The organism is Salmonella sp. SJTUF14076 (assembly GCF_015534835.1).
Taxonomy (GTDB): Bacteria; Pseudomonadota; Gammaproteobacteria; order Enterobacterales; family Enterobacteriaceae; genus Salmonella; species Salmonella enterica.
This window is the reverse complement of sequence record NZ_CP064674.1, coordinates 1,575,634-1,598,860: the sequence shown is the minus strand read 5'-3', so window position 1 is coordinate 1,598,860 and position 23,227 is coordinate 1,575,634. Positions and strand designations below refer to the sequence as shown.

The window sequence follows — 23,227 nt, the reverse complement described above, 5'->3', positions numbered from 1 at the left end:
ATGTTTGACGCCGCCCCCATAAAAAAAGTCTCGGTGGTTATTCCTGTCTATAACGAACAGGAAAGCCTGCCGGAATTGATAAGACGCACCACCACCGCCTGCGAGAGCCTGGGCAAAGCGTGGGAGATTTTATTGATAGATGATGGTAGCAGCGATAGCTCGGCGGAGCTGATGGTTAAGGCGTCCCAGGAGGCCGATAGCCATATCATCTCTATTTTACTCAACCGTAACTACGGTCAACATGCAGCGATTATGGCGGGGTTTAGCCATGTAAGCGGCGATCTTATCATTACGCTGGATGCCGATCTGCAAAACCCGCCGGAAGAGATCCCACGTCTGGTGGCGAAAGCCGATGAAGGGTTCGATGTGGTAGGCACCGTGCGCCAGAACCGACAGGACAGCCTGTTTCGCAAATCGGCGTCAAAAATCATTAATCTACTGATCCAGCGCACAACGGGCAAAGCGATGGGCGATTACGGCTGCATGTTACGCGCCTATCGCCGCCCTATTATCGATACTATGTTGCGCTGCCATGAACGCAGCACCTTTATCCCTATTCTGGCCAACATTTTCGCTCGTCGGGCTACCGAGATCCCGGTGCATCACGCTGAACGTGAATTTGGCGACTCTAAATACAGTTTTATGCGTCTCATTAACCTGATGTATGACCTGGTGACCTGCCTGACGACGACGCCGCTGCGCCTGTTGAGCCTGCTGGGCAGCGTTATCGCCATCGGCGGGTTTAGCCTGTCGGTATTGCTTATTGTACTTCGCCTGGCGCTGGGGCCGCAGTGGGCGGCGGAAGGCGTATTTATGCTCTTTGCCGTCCTGTTTACCTTCATCGGCGCGCAATTCATCGGTATGGGACTGCTGGGCGAATACATCGGTCGCATTTATAACGATGTCCGCGCCCGCCCCCGCTATTTTGTTCAACAAGTTATCTACCCGGAAAGCACGCCGTTTACTGAGGAAAGTCACCAATGAAAGCCGTTATTTTTGCCTATCACGATATGGGATGTCAGGGCGTGCAGGCCGTACTGGATGCCGGGTATGAGATTGCCGCGATTTTTACTCATGCCGACAATCCTGCGGAAAACACCTTTTTTGGCTCCGTCTCCCAGCTGGCGGCAGAATTAGGGATTCCGGTTTATGCACCGGATAACGTAAACCATCCTATCTGGGTCGACCGCATCGCTGAGCTTGCGCCGGATATTATTTTTTCGTTCTATTACCGCAACCTGTTAAGCGAAGAAATTCTGCACCTCGCCCCGGCTGGCGCGTTCAATCTGCACGGTTCTCTATTGCCTGCCTATCGTGGCCGTGCGCCGCTAAACTGGGTTCTGGTTAACGGCGAAAGCGAAACGGGCGTAACGCTGCATCGTATGGTCAAACGTGCCGACGCCGGAGAGATTGTCGCCAGTCAACGCGTCGCTATTGCGCAGGACGATGTTGCGCTTACCCTGCATCATAAGCTATGTCAGGCCGCGCGCCAGTTGCTTAATAGCATCCTGCCCACCATGAAATGCGGCGATATACCTTCTGTTCCCCAGCGTGAGTCTGACGCTACATATTATGGTCGCCGCAGGCCGGAAGATGGCCTTATCGACTGGCACAAACCGGTTTCCACGGTGCATAACCTGGTGCGGGCGGTAGCCGCCCCCTGGCCCGGCGCGTTCAGCTATAACGGCTCGCAAAAATTCACTATCTGGTCTTCCCGAATTTGTCCGGATGCGCAGGGCGCGCTTCCCGGCTCGGTAATTTCGGTCTCTCCGCTGCGGGTCGCCTGCGCCGATGGCGCGCTGGAGATTATTACCGGCCAGGCCGGAGACGGCATTACTGTACAGGGCTCGCAGCTTGCACAGACGCTTGGTCTGGTGGCGGGCGCGCGTTTGAACCGTCCACCAGCGACCAGCGGTAAACGTCGCATTCGCGTTCTCATCCTCGGCGTCAACGGTTTTATCGGCAATCATTTGACCGAACGGTTACTGAATGAAGAGAATTACGAGGTCTACGGTATGGATATCGGCAGCAACGCCATTAGCCGGTTCCTGCTCCACCCTCGCTTTCATTTCGTGGAGGGAGATATCAGCATCCACTCAGAATGGATCGAATATCATGTCAAAAAATGCGATGTCGTACTGCCGCTGGTAGCGATTGCTACCCCGATTGAATACACCCGCAACCCGCTGCGCGTCTTTGAACTTGATTTTGAAGAAAACCTGCGGATTATCCGTTATTGCGTGAAATACCGTAAACGCGTGGTTTTCCCGTCTACCTCTGAAGTGTACGGCATGTGTACGGACGCCTCTTTTGACGAGGACAAATCGAATCTGATCGTCGGGCCGGTGAATAAGCCACGCTGGATTTACTCCGTTTCCAAACAGCTTCTCGACCGGGTGATTTGGGCTTATGGCGAAAAAGAGGGATTGCGCTTCACGCTTTTCCGTCCCTTTAACTGGATGGGGCCGCGGCTGGATAGCCTGAACGCGGCGCGTATCGGCAGTTCACGCGCGATAACGCAGTTGATTCTGAACCTGGTAGAAGGGACGCCGATCAAGCTTATCGACGGTGGTCAGCAGAAGCGCTGTTTCACCGATATTCGCGATGGGATCGAAGCATTATTCCGCATTATTGTGAATGAGGGCGATCGGTGCGATGGCAAAATCATTAATATCGGCAATCCTGACAACGAAGCCAGTATTCAGGAACTGGCGACGCTGTTGCTCGACAGTTTTGATAAGCATCCGCTGCGCTGCCATTTCCCACCGTTTGCCGGTTTCCAGGTCGTCGAAAGCCGTAGTTATTACGGCAAGGGTTATCAGGATGTCGCACACCGGAAACCCAGTATCGACAATGCCAGGCGCTGTCTGGGCTGGGAACCGTCTATTGCGATGCGTGATACGGTTGAAGAAACGCTGGACTTCTTCCTGCGCAGCGTAGATGTCGCGGAACGCGCATCATGACGAAAGTCGGTTTACGCATTGATGTTGATACCTTGCGAGGAACGCGTGAAGGTGTTCCCCGGCTGCTGGCGACATTGCATCGCCACGGCGTTCAGGCCAGCTTTTTCTTCAGCGTCGGGCCGGACAATATGGGACGCCATCTTTGGCGTCTGATAAAACCGCGATTTTTATGGAAAATGCTACGTTCAAACGCCGCTTCGCTCTACGGCTGGGATATCCTGCTGGCCGGTACCGCCTGGCCGGGAAAAAATATCGGCAACGCCAATGCCGGGATTATTCGTGAAACGGCAACATACCATGAGACGGGACTACACGCCTGGGATCACCATGCGTGGCAGACTCACAGCGGCCACTGGAGTATCCGCCAGCTTGAAGAAGATATTGCGCGCGGCATAACGGCGCTTGAGGCCATTATCGGAAAACCCGTCACCTGCTCAGCCGCGGCCGGCTGGCGAGCGGATGGGCGCGTTGTTCGTGCGAAAGAGCCGTTCAACCTGCGGTATAACAGCGATTGCCGTGGAACCACCTTATTCCGTCCGCTACTGATGCCGGGCCAGACAGGGACGCCGCAAATCCCCGTCACCTTACCCACGTGGGATGAGGTTATCGGCCCCGCCGTTCAGGCGCAGTCGTTCAATACCTGGATTATCTCCCGTATGTTGCAGGACAAAGGCACGCCGGTATATACCATCCATGCGGAAGTCGAAGGTATTGTCCATCAGCCGCTGTTTGAAGATTTGCTCGTTCGTGCACGTGACGCGGGGATCACCTTTTGTCCTCTGGGCGAACTGCTGCCGACATCGCCTGAGTCTCTGCCGTTGGGGCAAATTGTACGTGGACACATCCCTGGCCGTGAAGGTTGGCTGGGGTGCCAACAGGCAGCGAGCGCCTCATGATGAAATCGATACGCTATTATCTGGCTTTCGCCGCGTTTATCGCGCTCTACTATGTTATTCCTGTCAACAGCCGCCTGCTCTGGCAGCCGGATGAAACGCGCTATGCCGAAATAAGTCGGGAGATGCTGGCGTCTGGCGACTGGATCGTGCCGCATTTTCTGGGATTACGTTATTTTGAAAAACCGATAGCCGGTTACTGGATAAACAGTCTGGGTCAGTGGCTTTTTGGCGCTACCAATTTTGGCGTGCGGGCCGGCGCTATTTTAACGACATTGCTGGCCGCAGCGCTGGTGGCGTGGCTGACGTTCCGCTTATGGCGGGATAAACGTACCGCGTTGCTCGCCTCCGTGATATTTCTCTCCCTCTTTGCCGTTTACAGTATCGGGACGTATGCGGTACTCGACCCGATGATCGCGCTTTGGCTTACGGCCGGGATGTGTTGTTTCTGGCAGGGGATGCAGGCCACGACCCGAACGGGCAAGATTGGGATGTTTTTGCTACTGGGCGCAACCTGCGGTCTGGGTGTATTAACTAAAGGCTTCCTCGCCCTGGCCGTACCGGTGGTGAGCGTGCTGCCGTGGGTTATTGTTCAGAAACGCTGGAAGGACTTTTTGCTTTACGGCTGGCTGGCGGTCTTGAGCTGCTTTGTGGTTGTCCTTCCCTGGGCGATCGCCATTGCGCGACGCGAAGCCGATTTCTGGCATTACTTTTTCTGGGTGGAGCATATCCAGCGATTCGCCATGAGCGATGCCCAGCATAAAGCCCCTTTCTGGTACTATCTGCCGGTACTGCTCGCGGGAAGTTTACCGTGGCTGGGGTTACTGCCTGGCGCGCTTAAACTGGGCTGGCGCGAGCGAAACGGCGCATTCTATTTGCTCGGATGGACGATCATGCCGCTTCTCTTTTTCAGTATTGCGAAAGGGAAACTGCCCACCTATGTTCTTTCCTGTTTCGCACCGATAGCGATACTCATGGCGCGCTTCGTCCTGCATAACGTAAAAGAAGGCGTCGCCGCGCTACGTGTCAACGGCGGGATCAACCTGGTGTTCGGGTTAGTCGGGATCGTCGCGGCGTTTGTCGTCTCCTCATGGGGCCCGTTGAAATCGCCGGTGTGGACACATATCGAAACCTATAAAGTTTTTTGCGTCTGGGGCGTCTTTACTGTTTGGGCGTTTATGGGCTGGTATAGCCTCTGTCATAGCCAAAAATACCTATTACCCGCGTTTTGTCCGCTGGGACTGGCGCTGCTGTTCGGCTTTTCCATCCCCGACAGGGTGATGGAGTCCAAACAGCCCCAGTTTTTTGTCGAAATGACCCAGGCGCCTTTGGCATCAAGCCGCTATATTCTTGCCGACAACGTCGGCGTCGCCGCCGGGCTGGCCTGGAGTCTGAAACGAGACGATATTATGCTCTACGGACACGCGGGCGAACTCAGGTATGGTCTCAGCTATCCTGATGTACAGAATAAATTCGTTAAAGCCGACGATTTTAACGCCTGGCTCAACCAGCATCGTCAGGAGGGCATTATTACGCTAGTACTTTCAATAGACAAAGACGAAGACATCAGCGCTCTTTCCCTTCCCCCTGCGGACAATGTTGATTATCAGGGGCGTCTGGTGTTAATTCAGTATCGGCCTAAATGATCGGCATCGTTCTGGTGCTTGCCAGTCTGCTCAGCGTTGGCGGTCAGCTCTGCCAAAAGCAAGCGACACGGCCATTGACGACGGGCGGACGCCGCCGTCACTTGATGCTGTGGCTGGGCCTGGCGCTGATATGCATGGGCGCAGCGATGGTGCTGTGGCTGCTGGTGCTACAAACCCTGCCGGTGGGAATTGCTTACCCGATGTTGAGTCTGAATTTTGTCTGGGTCACGCTGGCGGCCTGGAAAATCTGGCATGAACAGGTTCCGCCCCGCCACTGGTTGGGCGTCGCATTAATTATCAGCGGCATTATCATTCTGGGGAGTGCGGCATAATGGGCGTAATGTGGGGACTGATAAGCGTTGCGATTGCCTCCCTCGCCCAGTTGAGTTTAGGATTCGCCATGATGCGACTGCCATCGATAGCGCATCCGCTGGCGTTTATTTCCGGGCTGGGCGCTCTTAATGCCGCGACCCTGGCGCTATTCGCCGGTTTGGCGGGGTATCTGGTTTCCGTCTTCTGCTGGCATAAAACATTACACACGCTTGCGCTCAGCAAAGCCTATGCGCTGCTGAGTCTCAGCTATGTGCTTGTCTGGGTAGCCTCAATGTTGTTACCCGGTTTGCAAGGCGCTTTCAGCCTAAAAGCGATGCTCGGCGTATTGTGCATTATGGCGGGGGTAATGCTGATTTTTCTGCCCGCCAGATCATGATGGCTTGCGCGTCAACCGCTGCCATTCGTCGCAGGAATAACAGCGTGCATCAACGATTTTTAAGGTCTGGTGTTTTTCCCGATTAATACAATACTGCGCATCCTGTAAAGGCGACAGGATATCGCCGGGACTCAGTAATATCATGGAATTCGCCTCGGCGATCATTTTTAGCGAACCGCCGCTATCGCACAGCACCAGAACATGGCACGCCCTCTTTTTGACATAATGCGATTTCTTAACCAACCATTCCATAGCGCCCCCGTTTCACGCTGATTGTTCATAACACGTTACACATCAACGGATAAACAAAACGGCAATAGCGATGGAATGGTTGTATATTAACCTAACATTAATTTTTACAGATCTTACACACCCACTGCTGGAGCGCACGGCGAGATATTTTAATCCCTCCGTTTTTCAGTTCTGACGGCAGCGTCAACCAGCGAACCGGCTGTTGAAAACGCGCCAGTTTATCGCGAACCCATTCAGCGAGGTTCACGTCTCCGGCCTGCGATGCATACTCCACAACCGCAACGGGACGATGGCCAAACTCTTTATCTTCTACCGGCACGACGAAGGCTTGTTGCACCAGCGGATGCGCGTTAATAACGCGTTCGACTTCCTCCGGCTGAATGCCTTCGCCGCCGCTAAAGAACAGGTTGTCCAGCCGCCCGGCGATGGTTAGCCTGCCGTGGTTCAGCTCGCCGCGATCGCGCGTGGCAAACCAGCCCTCGTCATTAACCAGCGGGATCAGTTTGCCATCACGCCAGTAACCTTCCGCCATACTGGCGGCGCGCAGCCAGACTTCATTATCGACGATTCTGATCTCTCTGCCGGGGAGCGGCGCGCCCACATCATCAGAACCATCGGCCTCCTTGGCGCATACTGTAGACGCGAACTCCGTGAGCCCATACCCGCACCAGCAGCGAATCCCTTGTTTGCTGGCCTGGTCGGTGAGTTCAACCGGAATCACCGCGCCGCCGAGCAAAACGGCTTTCAGCGTCACCGCCGCCCGATTCGCCAGCAACCGCCATAGCTGCGTCGGCACCAGCGAAGCATGAGTACACCCTGCCAGCATCTGCTCCAGCGGTTGCTTATCGCGTACCGTCATGCGCGCCCCGGCGAAGAGCCAGCGCCACATAATACCCTGCCCGGATACATGAAACAGCGGCAGCGATAGCAGCCAGTCATCCTGCGGGCCAAACGGCATTAGCGAAAGCACTCCCTGCGCGCTGGCAAGATGCGCCTGGCACGTATGTACGGCCGCTTTTGGCAATCCTGTGGAACCCGATGTCAGCGTCATGGAAACCAGACGCTGCGGTTGCCAGGCCACGGCATACGCCGCTGTGCTCTTTTGTATCTGCAACGAGGTTAATCCGGAAAACGCGTTTTCGCCTTCCAGTGTCAGCGCAAAACGCAGCGTTAACTTCGGCACCAGCGCCTCCAGCAACGTCTGGGGCAACTGCGGGTTGACGGGCAGAACCCGCGCGCCGCACTGCATCAGCGCAAGCCATGCCAACAGAGTGCGCGGCTGATTCCCGGCGCGCAGCAGGACACCGTCGCCCTCGCGTACGCCCTGCGCGGCAAACCCGTCCGCCAGCGCATCAATACGCTCACAGAGGGCGCGCCAGCTTAGCACTTCATCGTTCAGGCGCAGAGCGGGCGCCTGACTGCGAACCTGACGCCAGTGGCGCCACGGCCAGTCCGTGAATGTCATAACAGTCGTTCCAGCTCATCACGCTTCAGACAAGGCAACGCGCTACCGGGCCAGGGGCGAACCTGTTGCGCCTGCATCAGATGCAAGGTATCCAGTCCGGGCAGCGTTCCCGGCGTCAACCAGGCGGCAATCCGCGCCAGTTGCGTCAGGCCGAGGCTGGACTCGATCGAAGAGCTGATGACCGCCGTCAGTCCCAACGCATGGGCGGCAGCGACTTGCTCACGCACTTTATCAAGCGATCCGGTCAGCGTAGGTTTGATAACCACAGCCCTGACGCCCTCTTCGGCTTCAAAGGTGAAATCCGCTTCGCGCAGACTTTCGTCCCAGGCAATCGCGATGCCGGTTTCACGGGCAAAGGCGCGGGAATCATCCCGCGTCTTACACGGTTCTTCGAGAAAGGCGATACGAGCGCGGTAATCCGGATTAACATACTTTGCGAACTGTTGGGCTTTTAGCGGCGTCCAGGCGCGATTCGCATCCAGACGCAGATGCAGATCCGGGATCGCCTCCAGCAGCAAATTAACCACCATGCCGTCGCGTACCGCTTCATAGAGACCCACTTTGACCTTAGCGATTTTCTCGCCGGGCATATCGGCAAGCCGCAGCACCAGATCGTCAGGATCGCCAGTGCATAACGGCGCAGCGCGATAGTCCGCCGCCTCCGGCAATACGCCAGTCAGTTCCGCCAGCGCGCAGCTTGCGCCAAACGCGACCGAAGGCATCTCCGGTAATCCCTCGCTCCCCTGAAGCCAGTCATTCACCCATGTCAGGAGCGCCGTCTGCGCCTCTTCCCACGTTTCCTGACTGAAGCCCGGCAGCGGGGAGATCTCTCCCCACCCTTCACGCTCGCCGTCACGCAGACAAACATACAGCCCGTCGCGAGTTTTTAACCGCCTGTCGCGCAGAACCACCCCCGCGTCCATGGGGATCTGCCAGCGGTATACCTGCGCGCTACGCATTATGGGTTCCGTTTGAATTTGCTGAAGTCAGGCTGACGCTTCTGGTTAAAGGCGTTACGGCCTTCCTGCCCTTCTTCGGTCATGTAGAACAGCATGGTAGCGTTGCCCGCCAGCTCCTGCAGCCCGGCCTGACCGTCACAATCGGCATTCAGCGCCGCTTTCAGGCAACGCAGCGCCATCGGACTGTTTTGCAACATTTCGCGGCACCAGCGCACGGTCTCTTTTTCCAGATCCGCCAGCGGAACCACAGTGTTAACCAGCCCCATATCCAGCGCCTGTTGCGCATCGTACTGGCGGCACAGGAACCAGATTTCACGCGCTTTCTTCTGACCAACGATACGCGCCATATACGAAGCGCCCCAGCCGCCGTCAAAGGAGCCAACTTTCGGACCAGTCTGGCCGAAGATGGCGTTTTCCGCCGCGATGGTCAGGTCACACATCATGTGCAGCACATGGCCACCGCCGATGGAATATCCCGCGACCATCGCGACAACCGGTTTTGGACAGGTGCGAATCTGGCGCTGGAAGTCCAGCACGTTCAGGTGATGCACGCCGGAGTCATCCTGATAACCGCCGTAATCGCCGCGCACCTTCTGGTCGCCGCCCGCGCAAAACGCTTTATCGCCTTCGCCGGTCAGAATAATCACGCCCACGTTGTCGTCGTAACGGGCATCCGCCAGCGCCTGAATCATCTCTTTGACGGTCAACGGACGAAATGCATTGCGCACCTGCGGACGATTAATGGTGATTTTTGCAATACCGTCGGTGGATTTTTCATAACGAATGTCGGTGTAACCCTCCGAGCAGTCGTGCCATTCTACCGGTGCGTAAAGCATTGTTTCATCAGGATAGATCATAGTGTGTCCTTTAGTCAGAGACGCAGAATCTGAGCCAGACTGTCTACCACGCCAGCGGGGTTTTCCCGATGCGCGTTGTGTCCGGCGTTACGAATAACATGGCATGTCGCCGCCACTTCCTGCGCCAGGGCGCGGAATTTGCTGTCGCGTTCGCCACATAAATAATAAAACGGAAATGCCAGCGCGTTGAGCGCCTCGCGTAAATCCGGCTGGACGGCAAGCGATGTCGCCTCCAGCATCGCAGCCAGCGTTTCGCCGTTATTCTGGCTACGCAGCGCCGTCAGCGCCTGCCTTTGCTGCGCCGTCAGCGAGGCGAACACCGGCTGCTGATACCAGTCGTGAAAAACCTCAGTCAATGGTTCATGACGAAAACGCTCTGCCCAGCGCCCGTCGGACAATCGTCTTTCAGCGCGCGCCTGTTCATTTTGCAGCCCCGGATGACCGCCTTCAACCACCAGGCCGCACAGGCCTGGTATTCCCTGGCAGGCTGCCATCATCGCCACCCGGCCGCCAAGGGAGTATCCCACCAACCAAAACTTTAGTATGTTGTAACTAATTAACGTAGCGCGCAGTAATCTGATGACATCGGCAAATCTGCCGACCGGAATAGCCGCAGATCCGCCATGTCCCGGTAAGTCAATATAGAGCCGCGAACAGCCGTGAAACTGTTCGCCAACCGGCTGCCATTCGCGGCAATCGCCAGAAAAACCGTGCAGGAAAACCAGCGAGGGCGCCCCAGGCTGTCCGGGCATGTGCTGCGCGTGCAACATCATAAATGGCTTACCTGAGCCAAAAGTTGCTGCAACGTCTGCGCGCCGTCCGTATCGTTTACCACCAGCTCAATCACCGTTGTCGCCGGGGTTCGCCACGCGCCAGCCAGCGCAGACTCCAGTTCTTCCCAGTTTTTCGGGCGATGATAGCGCAGGTTAAACATGGCGGCCGCATGGTCAAAATGGACGTTTTGCGGCATCAAATAAAAGCGCTCACGTTTGCTTTGCGGCGTCGGCAGCAGGGAAAAGATCTGCCCGCCGTTATTGTTGACCACAATCAACACAAACGGCGCGGATACCTGACGTAGTAACGCCAGCGCGTTAAGATCGTACAGCGCGGATAAATCGCCGACGATAGCCAGCGTCGATTTAGCGCTGGCGCGCTGCACGCCCGCCGCCGTGGAAAGCAGGCCGTCAATGCCGCTTGCCCCGCGATTGCTGTATACCGGATAGCCGGCCGGCAACTGTGACAGCGCGTCGATCAGACGTACCACCAGACTATTGCCCACGAACAATTGCCCCTGCTCCGGCAGATAGTCGCGGATACGGTGCGCCAGCTGCGCTTCGCCAAAGGTGTCTCGCTGCGCGACCACCCGTTGCCACGCCAGTTCCGCCAGACGCGGGATCTCTACACACCACGGTTTACGTTTTTCCGCCGGATGTAGTTCCAGCCAGTCGGCGATTTTCGCTACCAGTCTGCGTCCACGATGGTGCGCAGGGTCCAGACGACCTTCAATATTGTCGATTACCCAGTACTCTTCCGGCTCGCAGGTTGCCTGCCATTGCAGTAAGCGTTTTCCGGTAAGGCTACTGCCAAGCTGGACGACAATTTGCGCCTGCTGCAGTTCGGTCACCGCTTTGGCGTTGCCGAGCCACAGGTCGGCGCACGGCAGCGGCTGCCCGGTTTGCGACAATACGTCGCCAATTAATGGCCATCCCAGAGTTTGCGCCCACTGCGCCACTTTTTTGCCTTCTTCCGCGCTCATACGCCCGGCGACGACAACGCCGCGTTTTTGTCGCCAGAAGAACCAGTCGCGCTGTTTGTCGCTTTCCAGTCGACGCGCTTCGCGCAGCCAGGGTTTTTCATCCTGCCACCAGTCGCCGAGACGCTGCTGCCAGACCAGACCGGTGTCATTCATATCGCCATACAGCGGTTCGGCAAAAGGACAGTTAATGTGCAGCGCGCCCGCATGAAGCATGGCGAGCGCATTGTCGATGGTCGACACCAGCCAGCGCGCCGGAATATCCTGCGAGGGACGCGGCAACGACAGAGTTTGGGAGGGGTGCGAGGCAAACATCCCCGCCTGACGGATCGCCTGGTTGGCGCCGCAGTCAATCAGCTCCGGCGGGCGATCGGCTGTAAGTAAAATGAGCTTCTCGCCCGTCAGCCCCGCCTCAATCAACGCCGGATAGAGATTCGCCACGGCGGTACCTGAAGTGACAATAACGGCAACCGGCTGTTGGCTGACTTTCGCCAGCCCTAACGCCAGATGACCAAGCCCACGCTCATCAAAGTGCGTATGGTGAATAAAAGCAGGATTCTCTGCCGCCGCCAACGTGAGCGGCGTGGAACGGGAACCAGGGGCGATACAAACATGCCTGACGCCATGACGGGTTAAGGCTTCCAGGATGACCGCCGCCCAGCGCCGGTTAAATGCACTTACTGACATGAGTTTGTCCGGTATCAATCATTGGGACTAAGTATAAAGAGCTGCAAAAATGGATTATTGATATGGGTCGGGAATATGTGACTCATTACGCATCCATCTGCAATAAGGTACGTAACCCGGCCGCTTTATTATCTATTTCCTGCCATTCCTGTTCCGGATCGGAGCCGCGGACGATTCCCGCGCCGGCATACAATCGCACCACATTGGTCGTCACTTTGGCTGAACGTAACGTCACGCAAAACTCACTTTGCCGCGTGGAGAGATAGCCTGCCGACCCGGCATACCATTCACGTTCGAACGGCTCATGTTGTTCTATAAAACAACGCGCGGGTTCACGAGGGATCCCGGCGACCGCTGCGGTAGGCTGTAACTGGTGCAGGCAGAGCGTGTCGTCCGCCTGATTAAGCGCCGTCCAGATACAGCGGCGCAAATGCTGAACCTTGCGCAGTCTGAGCACCTGCGGCGGCAGCACATCCAGCGAGTGGGTGCAGTTTTGCAGTCGCTGGCAGATGTCTTCGACAACCAGCATATTTTCTCGCTGGTTTTTATCGTCTTTCATTAACCATTCGCCAAGCTGCCAGGCTTTATGGTTATCCGGATGGTTCGCCACCGTCCCGGCCAGCGCTTCGGTACGCAGCGCCGTTTCACGCCGCCGCCAGAGCCGCTCCGGCGATGATCCCAGAAAGGCGGTATCGGCGGAAAAGGCCATAAAAAAGTGGTAGCAGTTGAGATTTAAACGACGACTGGACGCCATCATCGCGGCGGCATTGACCGGACGGGAGAACTGTAAGTCGGTGGCCCGCGCCAGCACAACTTTATCAAACGCCTCTTGCGCAATGGTGTGGGTGGCCTGCTGAATCAGCTTCACCCAACCGTCTTTGTCCGGCCAGTGTTGTTCGCTCGTGAGCGAAAGGCGCAGCGCCGGAACAGGCTTAATACCGACCAGAGAAGCGAGAAACGCTTTCGCCTGGCGCGCATCATCGCGTAGCGAAACGTCACTGTGCAGATGTAAGCGTAAGGTCGCCGTACCCCCGCTACGTCGCCACTCCAGCCGCGGCAGCAATAAGTAGCCCTCTTTCGGCTCGAACGCATTCAGCCCCCAAATACGCAGGTCAGGCTGCGCGTGCTGACGTAAAAACCGTTGCGCCAGATCGAGCGATGAAAATACGGTGATGGCCCCGAGAACGGCAGCTTCTTCGTCGCCATTGCGCTGTTGCCAGTAGAATTGCGGAAAGGATGACTGGCTGGCCAGCCAGCTCAATGCATCGAAGGCATCGTTTAAAGGGAAAGGCGCATCGAAAACGCAAAGCCCTGGCGTCGCCGGTATCTCTTGCGATAGCTGACGCGTCAGATTTTCCAGCGCAGTAGTAATAGAATGCACGCGGACCCTCCCTGTTAAAAACCCCACATTATACGGGGTACTGCCCTAAAAAAGCAGTACCTCATTTAGGGAGGGTTGCAATTCTGTTCAGTGGGGGGATTTAGCGCCGCGCCAGCAGCAGTCCAAGCACCAGTCCTACCGCCGCGCCTACGCCAATACCCTGCCAGGGTTTTTCATGAACGTAGTCATCCGCTTTATAAACGGCCTGCTTTGCCCGGTAATAATAGCTATCCGACGCATGGCTTACGCGGTTTTTCACCTCTTCCAGCGCTTGTTCCGCGCGGGCTTTCAGCTCAATGTATTTTTGATCGGCGGGATCGCCTGAGGAACGTAAAACCTCTTCCAGCGTTTCGCTGAGCAAAGTCAGATCATCATCAACACGTGATTCACCAAATTGATATGACATTCTCATTCTCCGTTGTGTTAACACCTGCTCCTAACTATAGTCAACGGTTTCGGTTTATGCCTGATGAACCTCCCGCGCCATTCCCCGGTGCGGAATGCCGTCTTCGTCATAAACATCGGTAACCGGAATAAAACCAAACCGCGCATAAAAAGGTTCTAGATGCGCCTGCGCCCCCAGATATAGCGGCTTATCCGGCCAGTGCCGCCCACAAGATTCCAGCGTTTTCGCCATTAATTGCTGGCCCAGTTTCGCCCCTCGCCAGGCATCGCTGACGATCACCCGGCCAATAACAACCGGGTCTGATTCGTTATCGCTTTTCAGAATCCTCGCATACGCCACCAGCTCATCCTGATGCCAGCCCAAAATATGACGATTGTCGCCAACTAAATCATCGCCATCCACATCCAGGTAAGGACAGCGCTGTTCTACCACAAAGACTGCGCAGCGCAATTTGAGTAACGCGTAAAGTTGAGGAACGGTAAGTTCGCTATGGTGGAGATCCTGCCAGTCAATCATGATGCGCTCCTGTGTTGTGGTAATCTTGGGTTAAACGATAACCAAACGTGTATGGACAAGATGGAATTAATTTTTTTAGGTACGTCCGCAGGCGTTCCCACGCGCTCACGCAATGTAACGGCAATTTTATTACATCTGCAACATCCAACGCAGCCGGGAGTATGGCTTTTTGATTGCGGCGAAGGGACACAGCATCAAATGCTTAATACCGCGTTTCATCCCGGTAAGCTTGAGCGCATTTTTATCAGCCATCTTCACGGCGATCATCTGTTTGGCCTGCCGGGTCTGCTATGCAGCCGGTCGATGGCGGGGAATCCCCATCCGCTAACCGTATACGGGCCTCAAGGCGTGCGTGAGTTTATTGCAACCACACTGCGCCTTAGCGGTTCATGGACCGATTTTCCGTTGCAAATTGAAGAAATTAGCGCTGGCGATATTCTTGACGACGGTCTGCGTAAAGTGACCGCGTTCAGGCTGGAGCATCCACTGGCGTGCTACGGATATCGCGTTGTTGAACATGACAAGCCTGGCGCGCTGAATGCCAGGGCGTTAAAAGCCGCAGGCGTTACGCCCGGCCCGCTGTTTCAGGCGTTGAAGGCAGGAAAAACCGTTACGCTTGCCGATGGAAGGCAGATCAATGGCGCCGACTACCTTGCTCCCGCAGTGGCCGGGAAATCAGTGGCGATTTTCGGCGATACCGCGCCCTGCGAGGCCGCCCTCGCACTGGCGCAGGGTGTGGATGTGATGGTTCATGAAACCACGCTGGATGCGTCAATGGAGGAGAAAGCCAACGCTCGCGGACACAGCTCCACCCGTCAAACCGCGACGCTGGCGCGGGAAGCTGCCGTTGGTCGGCTGATCATGACCCATATTAGCTCACGCTATGACGATAAAGGCTGTCAGCGCTTACTGGCGGAATGCCGCGCTATTTTCCCGGCGACGGAGCTGGCTTACGATTTTTCTGTTTTCCCGGTTTAGCGCTCCATTTTTTGTCCTCATTGCCGATAACACTAAAAAAGGCAGGCTTTCATAATGAGGTTAGGATGGACAATTTTCAGAAAGATATTGATGACAGGGCCAATTTAACCCTGTCCAACCGTTTTGAACTGCTGTTATTCCGTCTTGGTACATCGCTGCATGAACAGAAGTCAGAGCTGTTCGGCATCAATGTATTTAAGCTGCGCGAAATCGTACCAATGCCCGCCTTTACGCGCCCGGCAGGCATGAAAGCGCCGCTATTGGGCATGGTCAATATTCGGGATCAGGTCATTCCGGTGATTGATTTGCCAGCGGTAGCGGGCTGCAAGCCGGAAACCGGGCTGAATATTTTGCTGATCACCGAATATGCGCGCAGCGTACAGGCATTTGCCGTCGAGTCGGTGGAAAATATTATGCGTCTTGACTGGCAACAGGTGCATACCGCCGAGAAAGCCGTCAACGGTCGCTACATCACCAGTATTGCCTGCCTGGATGACAACAAAGAAACCAACAACCTGGCGCTGGTGCTCGACGTTGAGCAGATCCTTTATGATATTGTCCCCTCCAGCCACGATCTGCGCGCCACCAATCTGAAGACCAATAAATTTTATATTACCCCTGGTGCGGTAGCCATTGTGGCGGAAGACTCCAAAGTCGCCCGCGCGATGCTGGAAAAAGGGCTGAACGCGATGGAAATTCCGCATCAGATGCATGTGACCGGCAAGGATGCATGGGAGAGAATCCAGCAACTGGCGCAGGAAGCGGAGGCCGAAGGTAAGCCAATTAGCGAGAAAATCGCGCTGGTCCTGACAGATCTTGAGATGCCGGAGATGGATGGCTTTACGTTAACGCGTAAAATTAAAACCGATGAACGGCTGAAAAAGATCCCGGTTGTTATTCACTCTTCCCTTTCCGGCAGCGCCAACGAAGATCATGTGCGTAAGGTGAAAGCCGACGGCTACGTGGCCAAGTTTGAGATTAACGAACTCTCTTCAGTGATACAGGAAGTGATGGAACGCGCGGCGCAAAACATCAGCGGCCCGCTGGTAAGCCGGCAGTTGCTAAGTTAAATTCCGGTCGCTGAGACCTTACAGGCCGGATGGCGGCGCAAGCGCCTTATCCGGTCTACCGTCCTGAGTCATTTTAAAGAATGACATCAGGTAATAAAAAACCCGCTTCGTGAAGCGGGTTTTTCGTTTTTACTTATTGCTTACATCAACGGCGTCGCTAACTGCACAAGGCTAATCAGCGGCTGCGGCCAGACGCCCAGTACCAACACCAGCAACGCGGAGATCAGCACCACGATACCGCCTGCGCTGTACTGCCAGTTTGTCGGCGCGTCGCGTCCCGGTTGCTGCGGCGCGTGCAGGTAGAGACTCACCGCAACGCGCAGGTAGTAGTACAAACCAATCGCGGAACCCACCACCACGGCGGCGACCAGCCACCACAGGCTGGCCTGAACGCCGACCGCCAGCACGTAGAATTTGCCGATAAAGCCCAGCGTCATCGGAATACCTGCCAGCGACAGCATCATCACCGTCATCACCGCGGCAAGAACCGGACGGTGCCAGAACAGACCACGGTAAGAGTACAGGGAATCGGCATCCGGGCCGCGGAACGGGCTGGACATCAGGCTGACCACGCCAAACGCGCCGAGGCTGCTGAACAGATAACCGGCCAGATAAACGCCTACCGCTTCCATCGACATCTCGCCGCTCTGCAGGGCAATCAGCGCCACCAGCAGATAGCCGAGGTGAGAGATAGAAGAGTAACCGAGCAGACGTTTGATGTTGGTCTGGCTCAGCGCCATCAGGTTACCGAAGATGATAGAGGCAAAGGCGATAATGCCCAGCACCACGCGTACCGCTTCGCTGTCGCCTACCGGCGCATAGAGGAACAGACGCATTACCACGCCGAAGATAGCGATTTTGCTCGCCGTCGCCAGGAAGGTGGAAACCGGCGCAGGCGCGCCCTGGTAAACGTCTGGCGTCCACAGGTGGAACGGCACCAGAGAGAGTTTAAAGCCCAGACCGACAATCATCAGGCCAAAGCCCGCCAGCAGCAACGGCTCGTGCAGCATACCATCGCCGAGGCTCTTACCGAGCGCTTCGAAAGACAGGTTGCCGGACTGCGCATAGACCAGCGCCATCCCGAACAGCAGGAAAGACGAGGCGGCGGCGGAGAGGATGGTGTATTTGATACTGGCTTCCAGCGAGCGTTTCTGGCGGAAAGCATAACCAATCAGGCCGAACAGCGGCAGTGAGATTAGTTCGATACCGAGGAACAGCGCCGCCAGGTGGTTGGCGTTCGCCAGCAGAATTCCCCCCAGGCTGGCGATTAACACCAGCAGGTAGAACTCTTCCTGGTTATCGTTATAGCCTTCCAGCCACGGGTAGGCAAAGGTACAGGTGGCGAGGCTCGCCAGCAGCACCAGCCCGGTGTAGAGCATCGCAAAGCCGTCAACGCGCATCAGCGGCGTGACGTCCATTGCCCCAGCCTGGCCGACAAACCAAAGCGAAACCAGAGCAGCGTTAAGCCCAATGACCGACAGCGTGGCATTGAGGAAGTGATTGCGTCGCCACGCAATGGAGAGCATCACAACCACCACCGTCAAGCCGACGATCAGCAGCGGTAGCAGCGCAATCAGGTGTTGTGGAGTTATTGTCATGGCGATTTACGGCCTTGTAGTAGTAACGGAATTAACAAACCACTGCTGGATGTTGCTCATCGCAGAATGCGAGGTATCCAGAATCGGCTGCGGATAGAAGCCAAGCAGTACCAGAAGCACCACCAGCAACAGAATGATAAACAGCTCGCGCAGCGACATCCCTGGCAGTTCCTGGCTGGCAATCTGGCTCTTCGCTTTACCAAAGTAAGCGCGATGCAGCATCGCCAGCGAGTATACAGAGGCGAATACCAGCCCAAAGGTCGAGATAACGGTAATCACCGGCACCACCTGGTAGCTGCCGAACAGAATCATAAATTCGCCGACAAAGTTACCGGTGCCCGGCATCCCGAGCGTCGCCACCGCAAAGAACATGGACAGCGCAGGCAACCATTTCATTTTGCCCCACAGGCCGCCCATCATACGCATGTCACGCGTATGCAGACGTTCGTACAACTGGCCACACAGAATGAACAGACCGGCTGCGGACAAACCGTGCGCAATCATCTGAATCACCGCGCCCTGGTACGCCAGTTGGCTACCGGTGTAGATGGCGATCAGCACGAAGCCCATGTGGGAAACGGAGGTATAGGCAATCAGGCGCTTGATGTCGTATTGGGTAAAGGCCATCCACGCGCCGTAGAAAATGCCGATAACGCCAAGCCACATGGCGATAGGCGCAAACTCCGCCGACGCGTTCGGGAACAATGGCAGGGAGAAACGCAGCAGACCGTAAGCGGCGGTTTTCAGCAAGATACCGGCCAGGTCGACAGAACCGGCGGTCGGCGCCTGGGAGTGCGCATCCGGCAGCCAGCCATGCAGCGGCACCACCGGCATTTTCACCGCGAAGGCGATGAAGAAGCCCAGCATCAGCAGATATTCCACACCGTGGGACATCGGGGTATTCAGCAGCTCTTCATAGTTGAAGGTCCACACGCCGGTCGCTTTATAGTGCACAAACACCAGCGCCAGGATGGCAATCAACATCACCAGACCACTCGCCTGGGTGTAAATGAAGAACTTGGTTGCCGCCGTGATACGCGTTTTACCGTCAGAAGCTTTGTGGCCCCACAGCGCTATCAGGAAGTACATCGGCACCAGCATCATTTCCCAGAAGAAGAAGAACAGGAACATGTCGATGGCCAGGAACACGCCGATAACGCCGCCTAAGATCCACATCAGGTTCAGGTGGAAGAAGCCCTGATATTTTTCGATTTCTCGCCAGGAGCAAAGCACCGCCAGAACGCCGAGCAGGCCGGTCAGCACCACCATTAGCAGCGACAGTCCGTCGAGCGCCAGATGGATAGAGATGCCAAAACGCGGGATCCACGGCAGAACAAATTCAGATTGCCACTGCGGAATACCGGCGGATTGCGTCAGTGAGTAGCCGCCCTGCAACCACAATTGCAGACCGAGCGCCAGCGTCAGCCCCATGGTAATCAGCGCTATCCAACGCGGCACCTTCACGCCAAAGCGTTCGGTCTGCCAGCACAGGAAGCCACCGATAAAGGGGATTAATATCAACCAGGGTAATAACATAGCTAAGTATGTCCCTTATATTTACTCCTGCTCAGGCTATCTCACTCGTCAGCCCAAATCCTGCCAGTGCTCACACAAAACGCAGCGCGTTTTGAACGTCCGTAAGGACGGCCCCGTAGGGGTGAGCTTCGCGAATCATCCTCACGTACTTCAGTACGCTCCGGTTGCTGTGCGCTGGCGGTATCCGGTCTGACTTCGCCGATGACGCCTGTACTTCAGGAACAGATTTTCAACGAATTCTAAAAATTATTTTTGGGTTTGTAGGCCGGATAAGCACTGCGCCATCCGGCAGTCGTTCATCCAGCCAACAAACTCAACGCAGTACCATCAGCAGCGCCAGCACCACAACCGCGCCGATGCTCATGGATGCCACATACCAGCGCAAATAACCGTTCTCGCTCAGTACCAGGCCTTTGCCTGCAAAACGGGAAAGGATAGCCGGAATGTTCATCAACGCATTAAGCGGGTCGCGCTTCAGCAGCCAGGCGATACCGAGGAATGGCTTGACGAATACTTTGTCGTACAGCCAGTCAAAGCCCCAGGCGTTATACCACCAGGTCCCCAGCAGACGGCCCGGCGCGCTGTTGGCGATCGACGTCACCAGCGTACGTTTACCCAGCCACAGCCATGCGGCAATCAGGATGCCGGCAATCGCCACTACGCCAGAGGTAATTTCCAGGGTCATGACGCGACCATGCGCCAGTTCAGTTGTCTGCGGCAGCACCCCCTGCAATGGCGGCACAATCAGCGCGCCAACAAAGGTAGACAGAATCATCAGGACAATCAGCGGCAGATGGTGGGTAATCCCCTTCCCTGCATGAGCATGAATTTGTTCTTTACCGTGGAATACGATGAAAATCATCCGGAAGGTGTACAGGGAGGTCATGAACGCGCCGACCAGACCCGCCACCATCAGATTGATATGACCGTTCGCCATCGCGCCAGCCAGGATCTCATCCTTACTGAAGAAGCCCGCAGTGACCAGCGGCAGCGCCGACAGCGCCGCGCCCCCCACCAGGAAGCAGGCATACACCAGTGGAATCGACTTACGCAGACCGCCCATCTTAAAGATGTTCTGTTCGTGATGGCAGGCCAGAATCACCGAGCCGGAGGCCAGGAACAGCAGCGCTTTAAAGAAGGCGTGCGTCATCAGATGGAAAATTGCCGCATCCCACGCCTGCACGCCAAGCGCCAGGAACATGTAGCCAATCTGGCTCATGGTGGAATAGGCCAGCACGCGCTTGATGTCGGTCTGCACCAGCGCGGCGAAACCTGCCATTACCAGCGTAATCGCCCCGATAATGCCCACCAGATGCAGAATTTCCGGGGTCATCAGGAACAGACCATGGGTACGAGCGATCAGGTAGACACCGGCGGTCACCATGGTGGCGGCGTGGATCAGCGCGGAGACCGGCGTCGGACCGGCCATCGCGTCGGCAAGCCAGGTCTGCAACGGTAGCTGCGCAGATTTACCGACCGCGCCGCCCAGCAGCATCAGCGTCGCCCACATCAGCATGTTGTTGCCGTCAGCAAAGTGCGCTGGCGCCAGCTCGACCATTTCGCGGAAGTTCAGCGTGCCCAGTTCGTTGTAGAGAATGAACAGCGCGAAGGCGAGGAACACGTCACCGACACGGGTCACCACGAAGGCTTTCATTGCCGCTGCGCCATTCTTCGGATCGCTGTAATAGAAGCCGATCAACAGATAAGAGCACAGGCCCACGCCTTCCCAGCCGAGGTACATCAACAGCAGGTTATCGGACAGCACCAGAACAACCATGCTGGCGATAAACAGGTTGGTATAAGCGAAGAAGCGAGAGTAGCCCTCTTCCCCACGCATGTACCAGGACGCGAACATGTGGATCAGGAAGCCGACGCCGGTGACCACAGAGAGCATGGTCAGCGACAGGCCGTCCAGCACCAGGTTAAAACCGATGTTGAAGTTACCGACCGACATCCACGTCCACAGCGGCTGGCTGAACGCCTGTTTGCCGTTGGCGAAGAAATCCATCCCGACAAACGCTGTCACCAACGCCGCCAGACCAACGGAGCCCACGCCAATGGTCGCGGAGAGATTTTCCGACCAGCGTCCGCGAGAGAACGCCAGCAGTACAAAGCCAATCAATGGCAGAATAATGGTTAAGGCAAGCATGTTCATCCACGCATCTCACTTACTGAATCGATGTTCAGGTTCTGGCGACGGCGATGGAGTTGCAGCAACAGTGCAAGTCCAATACTCGCTTCCGCAGCCGCAAGGCTGATGGCGAGAATGTACATCACCTGACCATCGGTCTGGCCCCAGTAGCTCCCGGCGACCACAAAGGCCAGCGCGGAGGCGTTAATCATGATTTCCAGCCCGATCAGCATAAACAGCAGATTGCGGCGGATAACCAGACCGGTTAAACCCAGGACGAATAAAATCGCAGCGAGGATCAGTCCATGTGTTAAGGGGATCATGCGCGCTCCTCCGTTTTTCTTTTCGCGCGGTCATCGGTGCGGTTGCTTAGCACTTCGCCCGCACGCTCTTCACGACCGACGTGGAACGCCACCACCAGGCCTGCCAGCAGCAGCATAGACGCCAGTTCGACCGCCAGAACATAAGGCCCGAACAGCGTAATGCCCACCGCTTTCGCGCTAATCGGCGTGCCGTCGATGCCCTGGTCGTTAACGCCCAGAATGGCGTACACAATGACCGCCAGCATAATGGCCGACAAAACCGCCGGACCAATCCACACCTGCGGCTTCAGCCACTGGCGTTCCTGTTCGATTTCGCTGCCGCCGAGGTTGAGCATCATCACCACGAACACAAACAGCACCATGATGGCACCCGCGTAGACGATAATTTCCAGCGCACCGGCAAAGTAAGCGCCCAGCGAAAAGAACACCCCGGAAATCGCCAGTAGCGATATCACCAGATACAACAGCGCGTGTACCGGATTGGTATGGGTGATCACTCGCAGGGTCGCGAGGATGGCTATCAGGCCACAGATATAAAAAGCGAATTCCATTGCCCTCTCCTTACGGTAACAGGCTCTTGACGTCGATAGGCTTGGCTTCGTTCTCTGCTTCGCCTTTATCTTTGCCGTCGATTGCCATACCCGCCATCCGGTAGAAGTTATATTCCGGGTATTTACCCGGACCGGAAATCAGCAGATCCTCTTTTTCGTACACCAGATCCTGACGTTTGTATTCGCCCAGTTCGAAGTCCGGGGTCAACTGAATCGCCGTGGTCGGGCACGCTTCTTCGCACAGGCCGCAGAAGATGCAGCGTGAGAAGTTAATGCGGAAAAATTCCGGATACCAGCGGCCATCTTTGGTCTCCGCTTTTTGCAGAGAGATACAGCCTACCGGACAGGCTACCGCACACAGGTTACAGGCAACGCAGCGCTCTTCACCGTCCGGGTCGCGCGTGAGCACGATACGGCCACGGTAACGGGGCGGTAAATAGACCGGCTCTTCCGGATACATCCGCGTTTCGCGTTTGGCGAACGCATGCAGGCCGATCATCCAGATACTGCGTACCTGAGTGCCGAAACCTACTAATAATTCTTTTAAGGTCAT

23 protein-coding genes are annotated in these 23,227 nt (G+C 56.2%); 8 read left to right on the top strand and 15 right to left on the bottom strand.

Annotated elements, in window-relative coordinates:
* From arnC to arnF, 6 genes are read left to right on the top strand one after another with little or no spacing between them, the layout of a single operon-like run.
* Entirely contained in the window at positions 1–984 is a 984-nt protein-coding gene (gene arnC / locus HU143_RS07675; RefSeq protein WP_000458893.1) for an undecaprenyl-phosphate 4-deoxy-4-formamido-L-arabinose transferase, read from the top strand.
* Complete coding sequence (arnA, locus tag HU143_RS07670) at positions 981–2,963, top strand: bifunctional UDP-4-amino-4-deoxy-L-arabinose formyltransferase/UDP-glucuronic acid oxidase ArnA (RefSeq protein ID WP_051129351.1); 1,983 nt, start codon at positions 981–983, stop codon at positions 2,961–2,963. Before arnC ends, arnA begins: the two co-directional genes overlap by 4 nt.
* Positions 2,960–3,859: a 4-deoxy-4-formamido-L-arabinose-phosphoundecaprenol deformylase gene (arnD, locus tag HU143_RS07665; protein ID WP_000169760.1), complete on the top strand. Its 900-nt coding sequence runs from the start codon at positions 2,960–2,962 to the stop codon at positions 3,857–3,859. The genes arnA and arnD overlap by 4 nt, the downstream gene beginning before the upstream one ends.
* The gene (gene arnT, locus HU143_RS07660) at positions 3,856–5,502 is read left to right on the top strand and encodes a lipid IV(A) 4-amino-4-deoxy-L-arabinosyltransferase (RefSeq protein ID WP_001581234.1); all 1,647 of its coding nucleotides are present in this window, start codon (positions 3,856–3,858) and stop codon (positions 5,500–5,502) included. Before arnD ends, arnT begins: the two co-directional genes overlap by 4 nt.
* Positions 5,499–5,834: a 4-amino-4-deoxy-L-arabinose-phosphoundecaprenol flippase subunit ArnE gene (gene arnE / locus HU143_RS07655; RefSeq protein ID WP_000579484.1), complete on the top strand. Its 336-nt coding sequence runs from the start codon at positions 5,499–5,501 to the stop codon at positions 5,832–5,834. Before arnT ends, arnE begins: the two co-directional genes overlap by 4 nt.
* Entirely contained in the window at positions 5,834–6,211 is a 378-nt protein-coding gene (arnF, locus tag HU143_RS07650; protein WP_000538696.1) for a 4-amino-4-deoxy-L-arabinose-phosphoundecaprenol flippase subunit ArnF, read from the top strand. The genes arnE and arnF overlap by 1 nt, the downstream gene beginning before the upstream one ends.
* On the opposite strand, the gene pmrD is transcribed toward arnF, so the two are convergent.
* The 9 genes from pmrD to HU143_RS07605 form a co-directional block, all read right to left on the bottom strand.
* Positions 6,206–6,463, bottom strand: coding sequence for a signal transduction protein PmrD (pmrD, locus tag HU143_RS07645; RefSeq protein WP_000455132.1), 258 nt, complete (start codon positions 6,461–6,463; stop codon positions 6,206–6,208). The genes arnF and pmrD overlap by 6 nt on opposite strands.
* 97 nt (positions 6,464–6,560) lie before the next feature.
* Positions 6,561–7,928 (bottom strand): o-succinylbenzoate--CoA ligase, encoded by a 1,368-nt coding sequence (gene menE, locus HU143_RS07640; protein ID WP_023226618.1) that lies wholly within the window; start codon positions 7,926–7,928, stop codon positions 6,561–6,563.
* Entirely contained in the window at positions 7,925–8,887 is a 963-nt protein-coding gene (menC, locus tag HU143_RS07635) for an o-succinylbenzoate synthase (RefSeq protein ID WP_001255563.1), read from the bottom strand. Before menC ends, menE begins: the two co-directional genes overlap by 4 nt.
* Positions 8,887–9,744, bottom strand: coding sequence for a 1,4-dihydroxy-2-naphthoyl-CoA synthase (gene menB, locus HU143_RS07630; RefSeq protein WP_000640013.1), 858 nt, complete (start codon positions 9,742–9,744; stop codon positions 8,887–8,889). Before menB ends, menC begins: the two co-directional genes overlap by 1 nt.
* Positions 9,745–9,758: 14 nt before the next feature.
* Positions 9,759–10,517, bottom strand: a complete 759-nt coding sequence (gene menH, locus HU143_RS07625; protein ID WP_023226617.1) for a 2-succinyl-6-hydroxy-2,4-cyclohexadiene-1-carboxylate synthase — start codon at positions 10,515–10,517, stop codon at positions 9,759–9,761.
* Positions 10,514–12,184, bottom strand: a complete 1,671-nt coding sequence (gene menD / locus HU143_RS07620) for a 2-succinyl-5-enolpyruvyl-6-hydroxy-3-cyclohexene-1-carboxylic-acid synthase (protein WP_023226616.1) — start codon at positions 12,182–12,184, stop codon at positions 10,514–10,516. The genes menH and menD overlap by 4 nt, the downstream gene beginning before the upstream one ends.
* Before the next feature lie 85 nt (positions 12,185–12,269).
* Entirely contained in the window at positions 12,270–13,565 is a 1,296-nt protein-coding gene (gene menF, locus HU143_RS07615) for an isochorismate synthase MenF (RefSeq protein WP_023226615.1), read from the bottom strand.
* Positions 13,566–13,665: 100 nt separating this feature from the next.
* Positions 13,666–13,971 carry a stress response protein ElaB gene (gene elaB / locus HU143_RS07610; protein ID WP_001522308.1) on the bottom strand — a complete coding sequence of 102 codons (306 nt, stop codon included), beginning with the start codon at positions 13,969–13,971 and terminating at the stop codon, positions 13,666–13,668.
* Positions 13,972–14,025: 54 nt separating this feature from the next.
* Positions 14,026–14,487: a GNAT family N-acetyltransferase gene (locus tag HU143_RS07605; protein WP_000568153.1), complete on the bottom strand. Its 462-nt coding sequence runs from the start codon at positions 14,485–14,487 to the stop codon at positions 14,026–14,028.
* A 60-nt stretch (positions 14,488–14,547) separates the two neighbouring features.
* Here HU143_RS07605 and rbn point away from each other — a divergent pair, with 60 nt between their 5' ends.
* On the top strand, positions 14,548–15,465 hold the full coding sequence (gene rbn / locus HU143_RS07600) for a ribonuclease BN (protein ID WP_023226614.1): 918 nt from the start codon (positions 14,548–14,550) through the stop codon (positions 15,463–15,465).
* Positions 15,466–15,530: 65 nt separating this feature from the next.
* The gene (locus tag HU143_RS07595) at positions 15,531–16,535 is read left to right on the top strand and encodes a chemotaxis protein (RefSeq protein ID WP_000368554.1); all 1,005 of its coding nucleotides are present in this window, start codon (positions 15,531–15,533) and stop codon (positions 16,533–16,535) included.
* A 140-nt stretch (positions 16,536–16,675) separates the two neighbouring features.
* Here the strand turns inward: HU143_RS07595 and nuoN are convergent, their stop codons facing one another.
* From nuoN to nuoI, 6 genes are all read right to left on the bottom strand, one after another.
* The gene (gene nuoN, locus HU143_RS07590; RefSeq protein ID WP_000156669.1) at positions 16,676–18,133 is read right to left on the bottom strand and encodes an NADH-quinone oxidoreductase subunit NuoN; all 1,458 of its coding nucleotides are present in this window, start codon (positions 18,131–18,133) and stop codon (positions 16,676–16,678) included.
* A 6-nt stretch (positions 18,134–18,139) separates the two neighbouring features.
* The gene (gene nuoM / locus HU143_RS07585) at positions 18,140–19,669 is read right to left on the bottom strand and encodes an NADH-quinone oxidoreductase subunit M (RefSeq protein WP_001581249.1); all 1,530 of its coding nucleotides are present in this window, start codon (positions 19,667–19,669) and stop codon (positions 18,140–18,142) included.
* A 313-nt stretch (positions 19,670–19,982) separates the two neighbouring features.
* Positions 19,983–21,824 carry an NADH-quinone oxidoreductase subunit L gene (nuoL, locus tag HU143_RS07580; protein ID WP_001056582.1) on the bottom strand — a complete coding sequence of 614 codons (1,842 nt, stop codon included), beginning with the start codon at positions 21,822–21,824 and terminating at the stop codon, positions 19,983–19,985.
* Positions 21,821–22,123: an NADH-quinone oxidoreductase subunit NuoK gene (gene nuoK, locus HU143_RS07575; RefSeq protein WP_000612687.1), complete on the bottom strand. Its 303-nt coding sequence runs from the start codon at positions 22,121–22,123 to the stop codon at positions 21,821–21,823. Before nuoK ends, nuoL begins: the two co-directional genes overlap by 4 nt.
* Complete coding sequence (nuoJ, locus tag HU143_RS07570; protein WP_000393524.1) at positions 22,120–22,674, bottom strand: NADH-quinone oxidoreductase subunit J; 555 nt, start codon at positions 22,672–22,674, stop codon at positions 22,120–22,122. The genes nuoK and nuoJ overlap by 4 nt, the downstream gene beginning before the upstream one ends.
* Positions 22,675–22,684: 10 nt before the next feature.
* A complete protein-coding gene (nuoI, locus tag HU143_RS07565; protein ID WP_000172747.1) occupies positions 22,685–23,227 on the bottom strand; it encodes an NADH-quinone oxidoreductase subunit NuoI in 543 nt (180 codons plus the stop codon).

What these genes read in the sequence shown, in the direction of transcription:
- arnC (WP_000458893.1), top strand. Translation starts at nt 1, where the DNA reads ATGTTTGACGCCGCCCCCATAAAAAAAGTCTCGGTGGTTATTCCTGTC.
- arnA (WP_051129351.1), top strand. Translation starts at nt 981, where the DNA reads ATGAAAGCCGTTATTTTTGCCTATCACGATATGGGATGTCAGGGCGTG.
- arnD (WP_000169760.1), top strand. Translation starts at nt 2,960, where the DNA reads ATGACGAAAGTCGGTTTACGCATTGATGTTGATACCTTGCGAGGAACG.
- arnT (WP_001581234.1), top strand. Translation starts at nt 3,856, where the DNA reads ATGATGAAATCGATACGCTATTATCTGGCTTTCGCCGCGTTTATCGCG.
- arnE (WP_000579484.1), top strand. Translation starts at nt 5,499, where the DNA reads ATGATCGGCATCGTTCTGGTGCTTGCCAGTCTGCTCAGCGTTGGCGGT.
- arnF (WP_000538696.1), top strand. Translation starts at nt 5,834, where the DNA reads ATGGGCGTAATGTGGGGACTGATAAGCGTTGCGATTGCCTCCCTCGCC.
- pmrD (WP_000455132.1), bottom strand. Translation starts at nt 6,463, where the DNA reads ATGGAATGGTTGGTTAAGAAATCGCATTATGTCAAAAAGAGGGCGTGC.
- menE (WP_023226618.1), bottom strand. Translation starts at nt 7,928, where the DNA reads ATGACATTCACGGACTGGCCGTGGCGCCACTGGCGTCAGGTTCGCAGT.
- menC (WP_001255563.1), bottom strand. Translation starts at nt 8,887, where the DNA reads ATGCGTAGCGCGCAGGTATACCGCTGGCAGATCCCCATGGACGCGGGG.
- menB (WP_000640013.1), bottom strand. Translation starts at nt 9,744, where the DNA reads ATGATCTATCCTGATGAAACAATGCTTTACGCACCGGTAGAATGGCAC.
- menH (WP_023226617.1), bottom strand. Translation starts at nt 10,517, where the DNA reads ATGATGTTGCACGCGCAGCACATGCCCGGACAGCCTGGGGCGCCCTCG.
- menD (WP_023226616.1), bottom strand. Translation starts at nt 12,184, where the DNA reads ATGTCAGTAAGTGCATTTAACCGGCGCTGGGCGGCGGTCATCCTGGAA.
- elaB (WP_001522308.1), bottom strand. Translation starts at nt 13,971, where the DNA reads ATGTCATATCAATTTGGTGAATCACGTGTTGATGATGATCTGACTTTG.
- HU143_RS07605 (WP_000568153.1), bottom strand. Translation starts at nt 14,487, where the DNA reads ATGATTGACTGGCAGGATCTCCACCATAGCGAACTTACCGTTCCTCAA.
- rbn (WP_023226614.1), top strand. Translation starts at nt 14,548, where the DNA reads ATGGAATTAATTTTTTTAGGTACGTCCGCAGGCGTTCCCACGCGCTCA.
- HU143_RS07595 (WP_000368554.1), top strand. Translation starts at nt 15,531, where the DNA reads ATGGACAATTTTCAGAAAGATATTGATGACAGGGCCAATTTAACCCTG.
- nuoN (WP_000156669.1), bottom strand. Translation starts at nt 18,133, where the DNA reads ATGACAATAACTCCACAACACCTGATTGCGCTGCTACCGCTGCTGATC.
- nuoM (WP_001581249.1), bottom strand. Translation starts at nt 19,669, where the DNA reads ATGTTATTACCCTGGTTGATATTAATCCCCTTTATCGGTGGCTTCCTG.
- nuoL (WP_001056582.1), bottom strand. Translation starts at nt 21,824, where the DNA reads ATGAACATGCTTGCCTTAACCATTATTCTGCCATTGATTGGCTTTGTA.
- nuoK (WP_000612687.1), bottom strand. Translation starts at nt 22,123, where the DNA reads ATGATCCCCTTAACACATGGACTGATCCTCGCTGCGATTTTATTCGTC.
- nuoJ (WP_000393524.1), bottom strand. Translation starts at nt 22,674, where the DNA reads ATGGAATTCGCTTTTTATATCTGTGGCCTGATAGCCATCCTCGCGACC.
- nuoI (WP_000172747.1), bottom strand. Translation starts at nt 23,227, where the DNA reads ATGACCTTAAAAGAATTATTAGTAGGTTTCGGCACTCAGGTACGCAGT.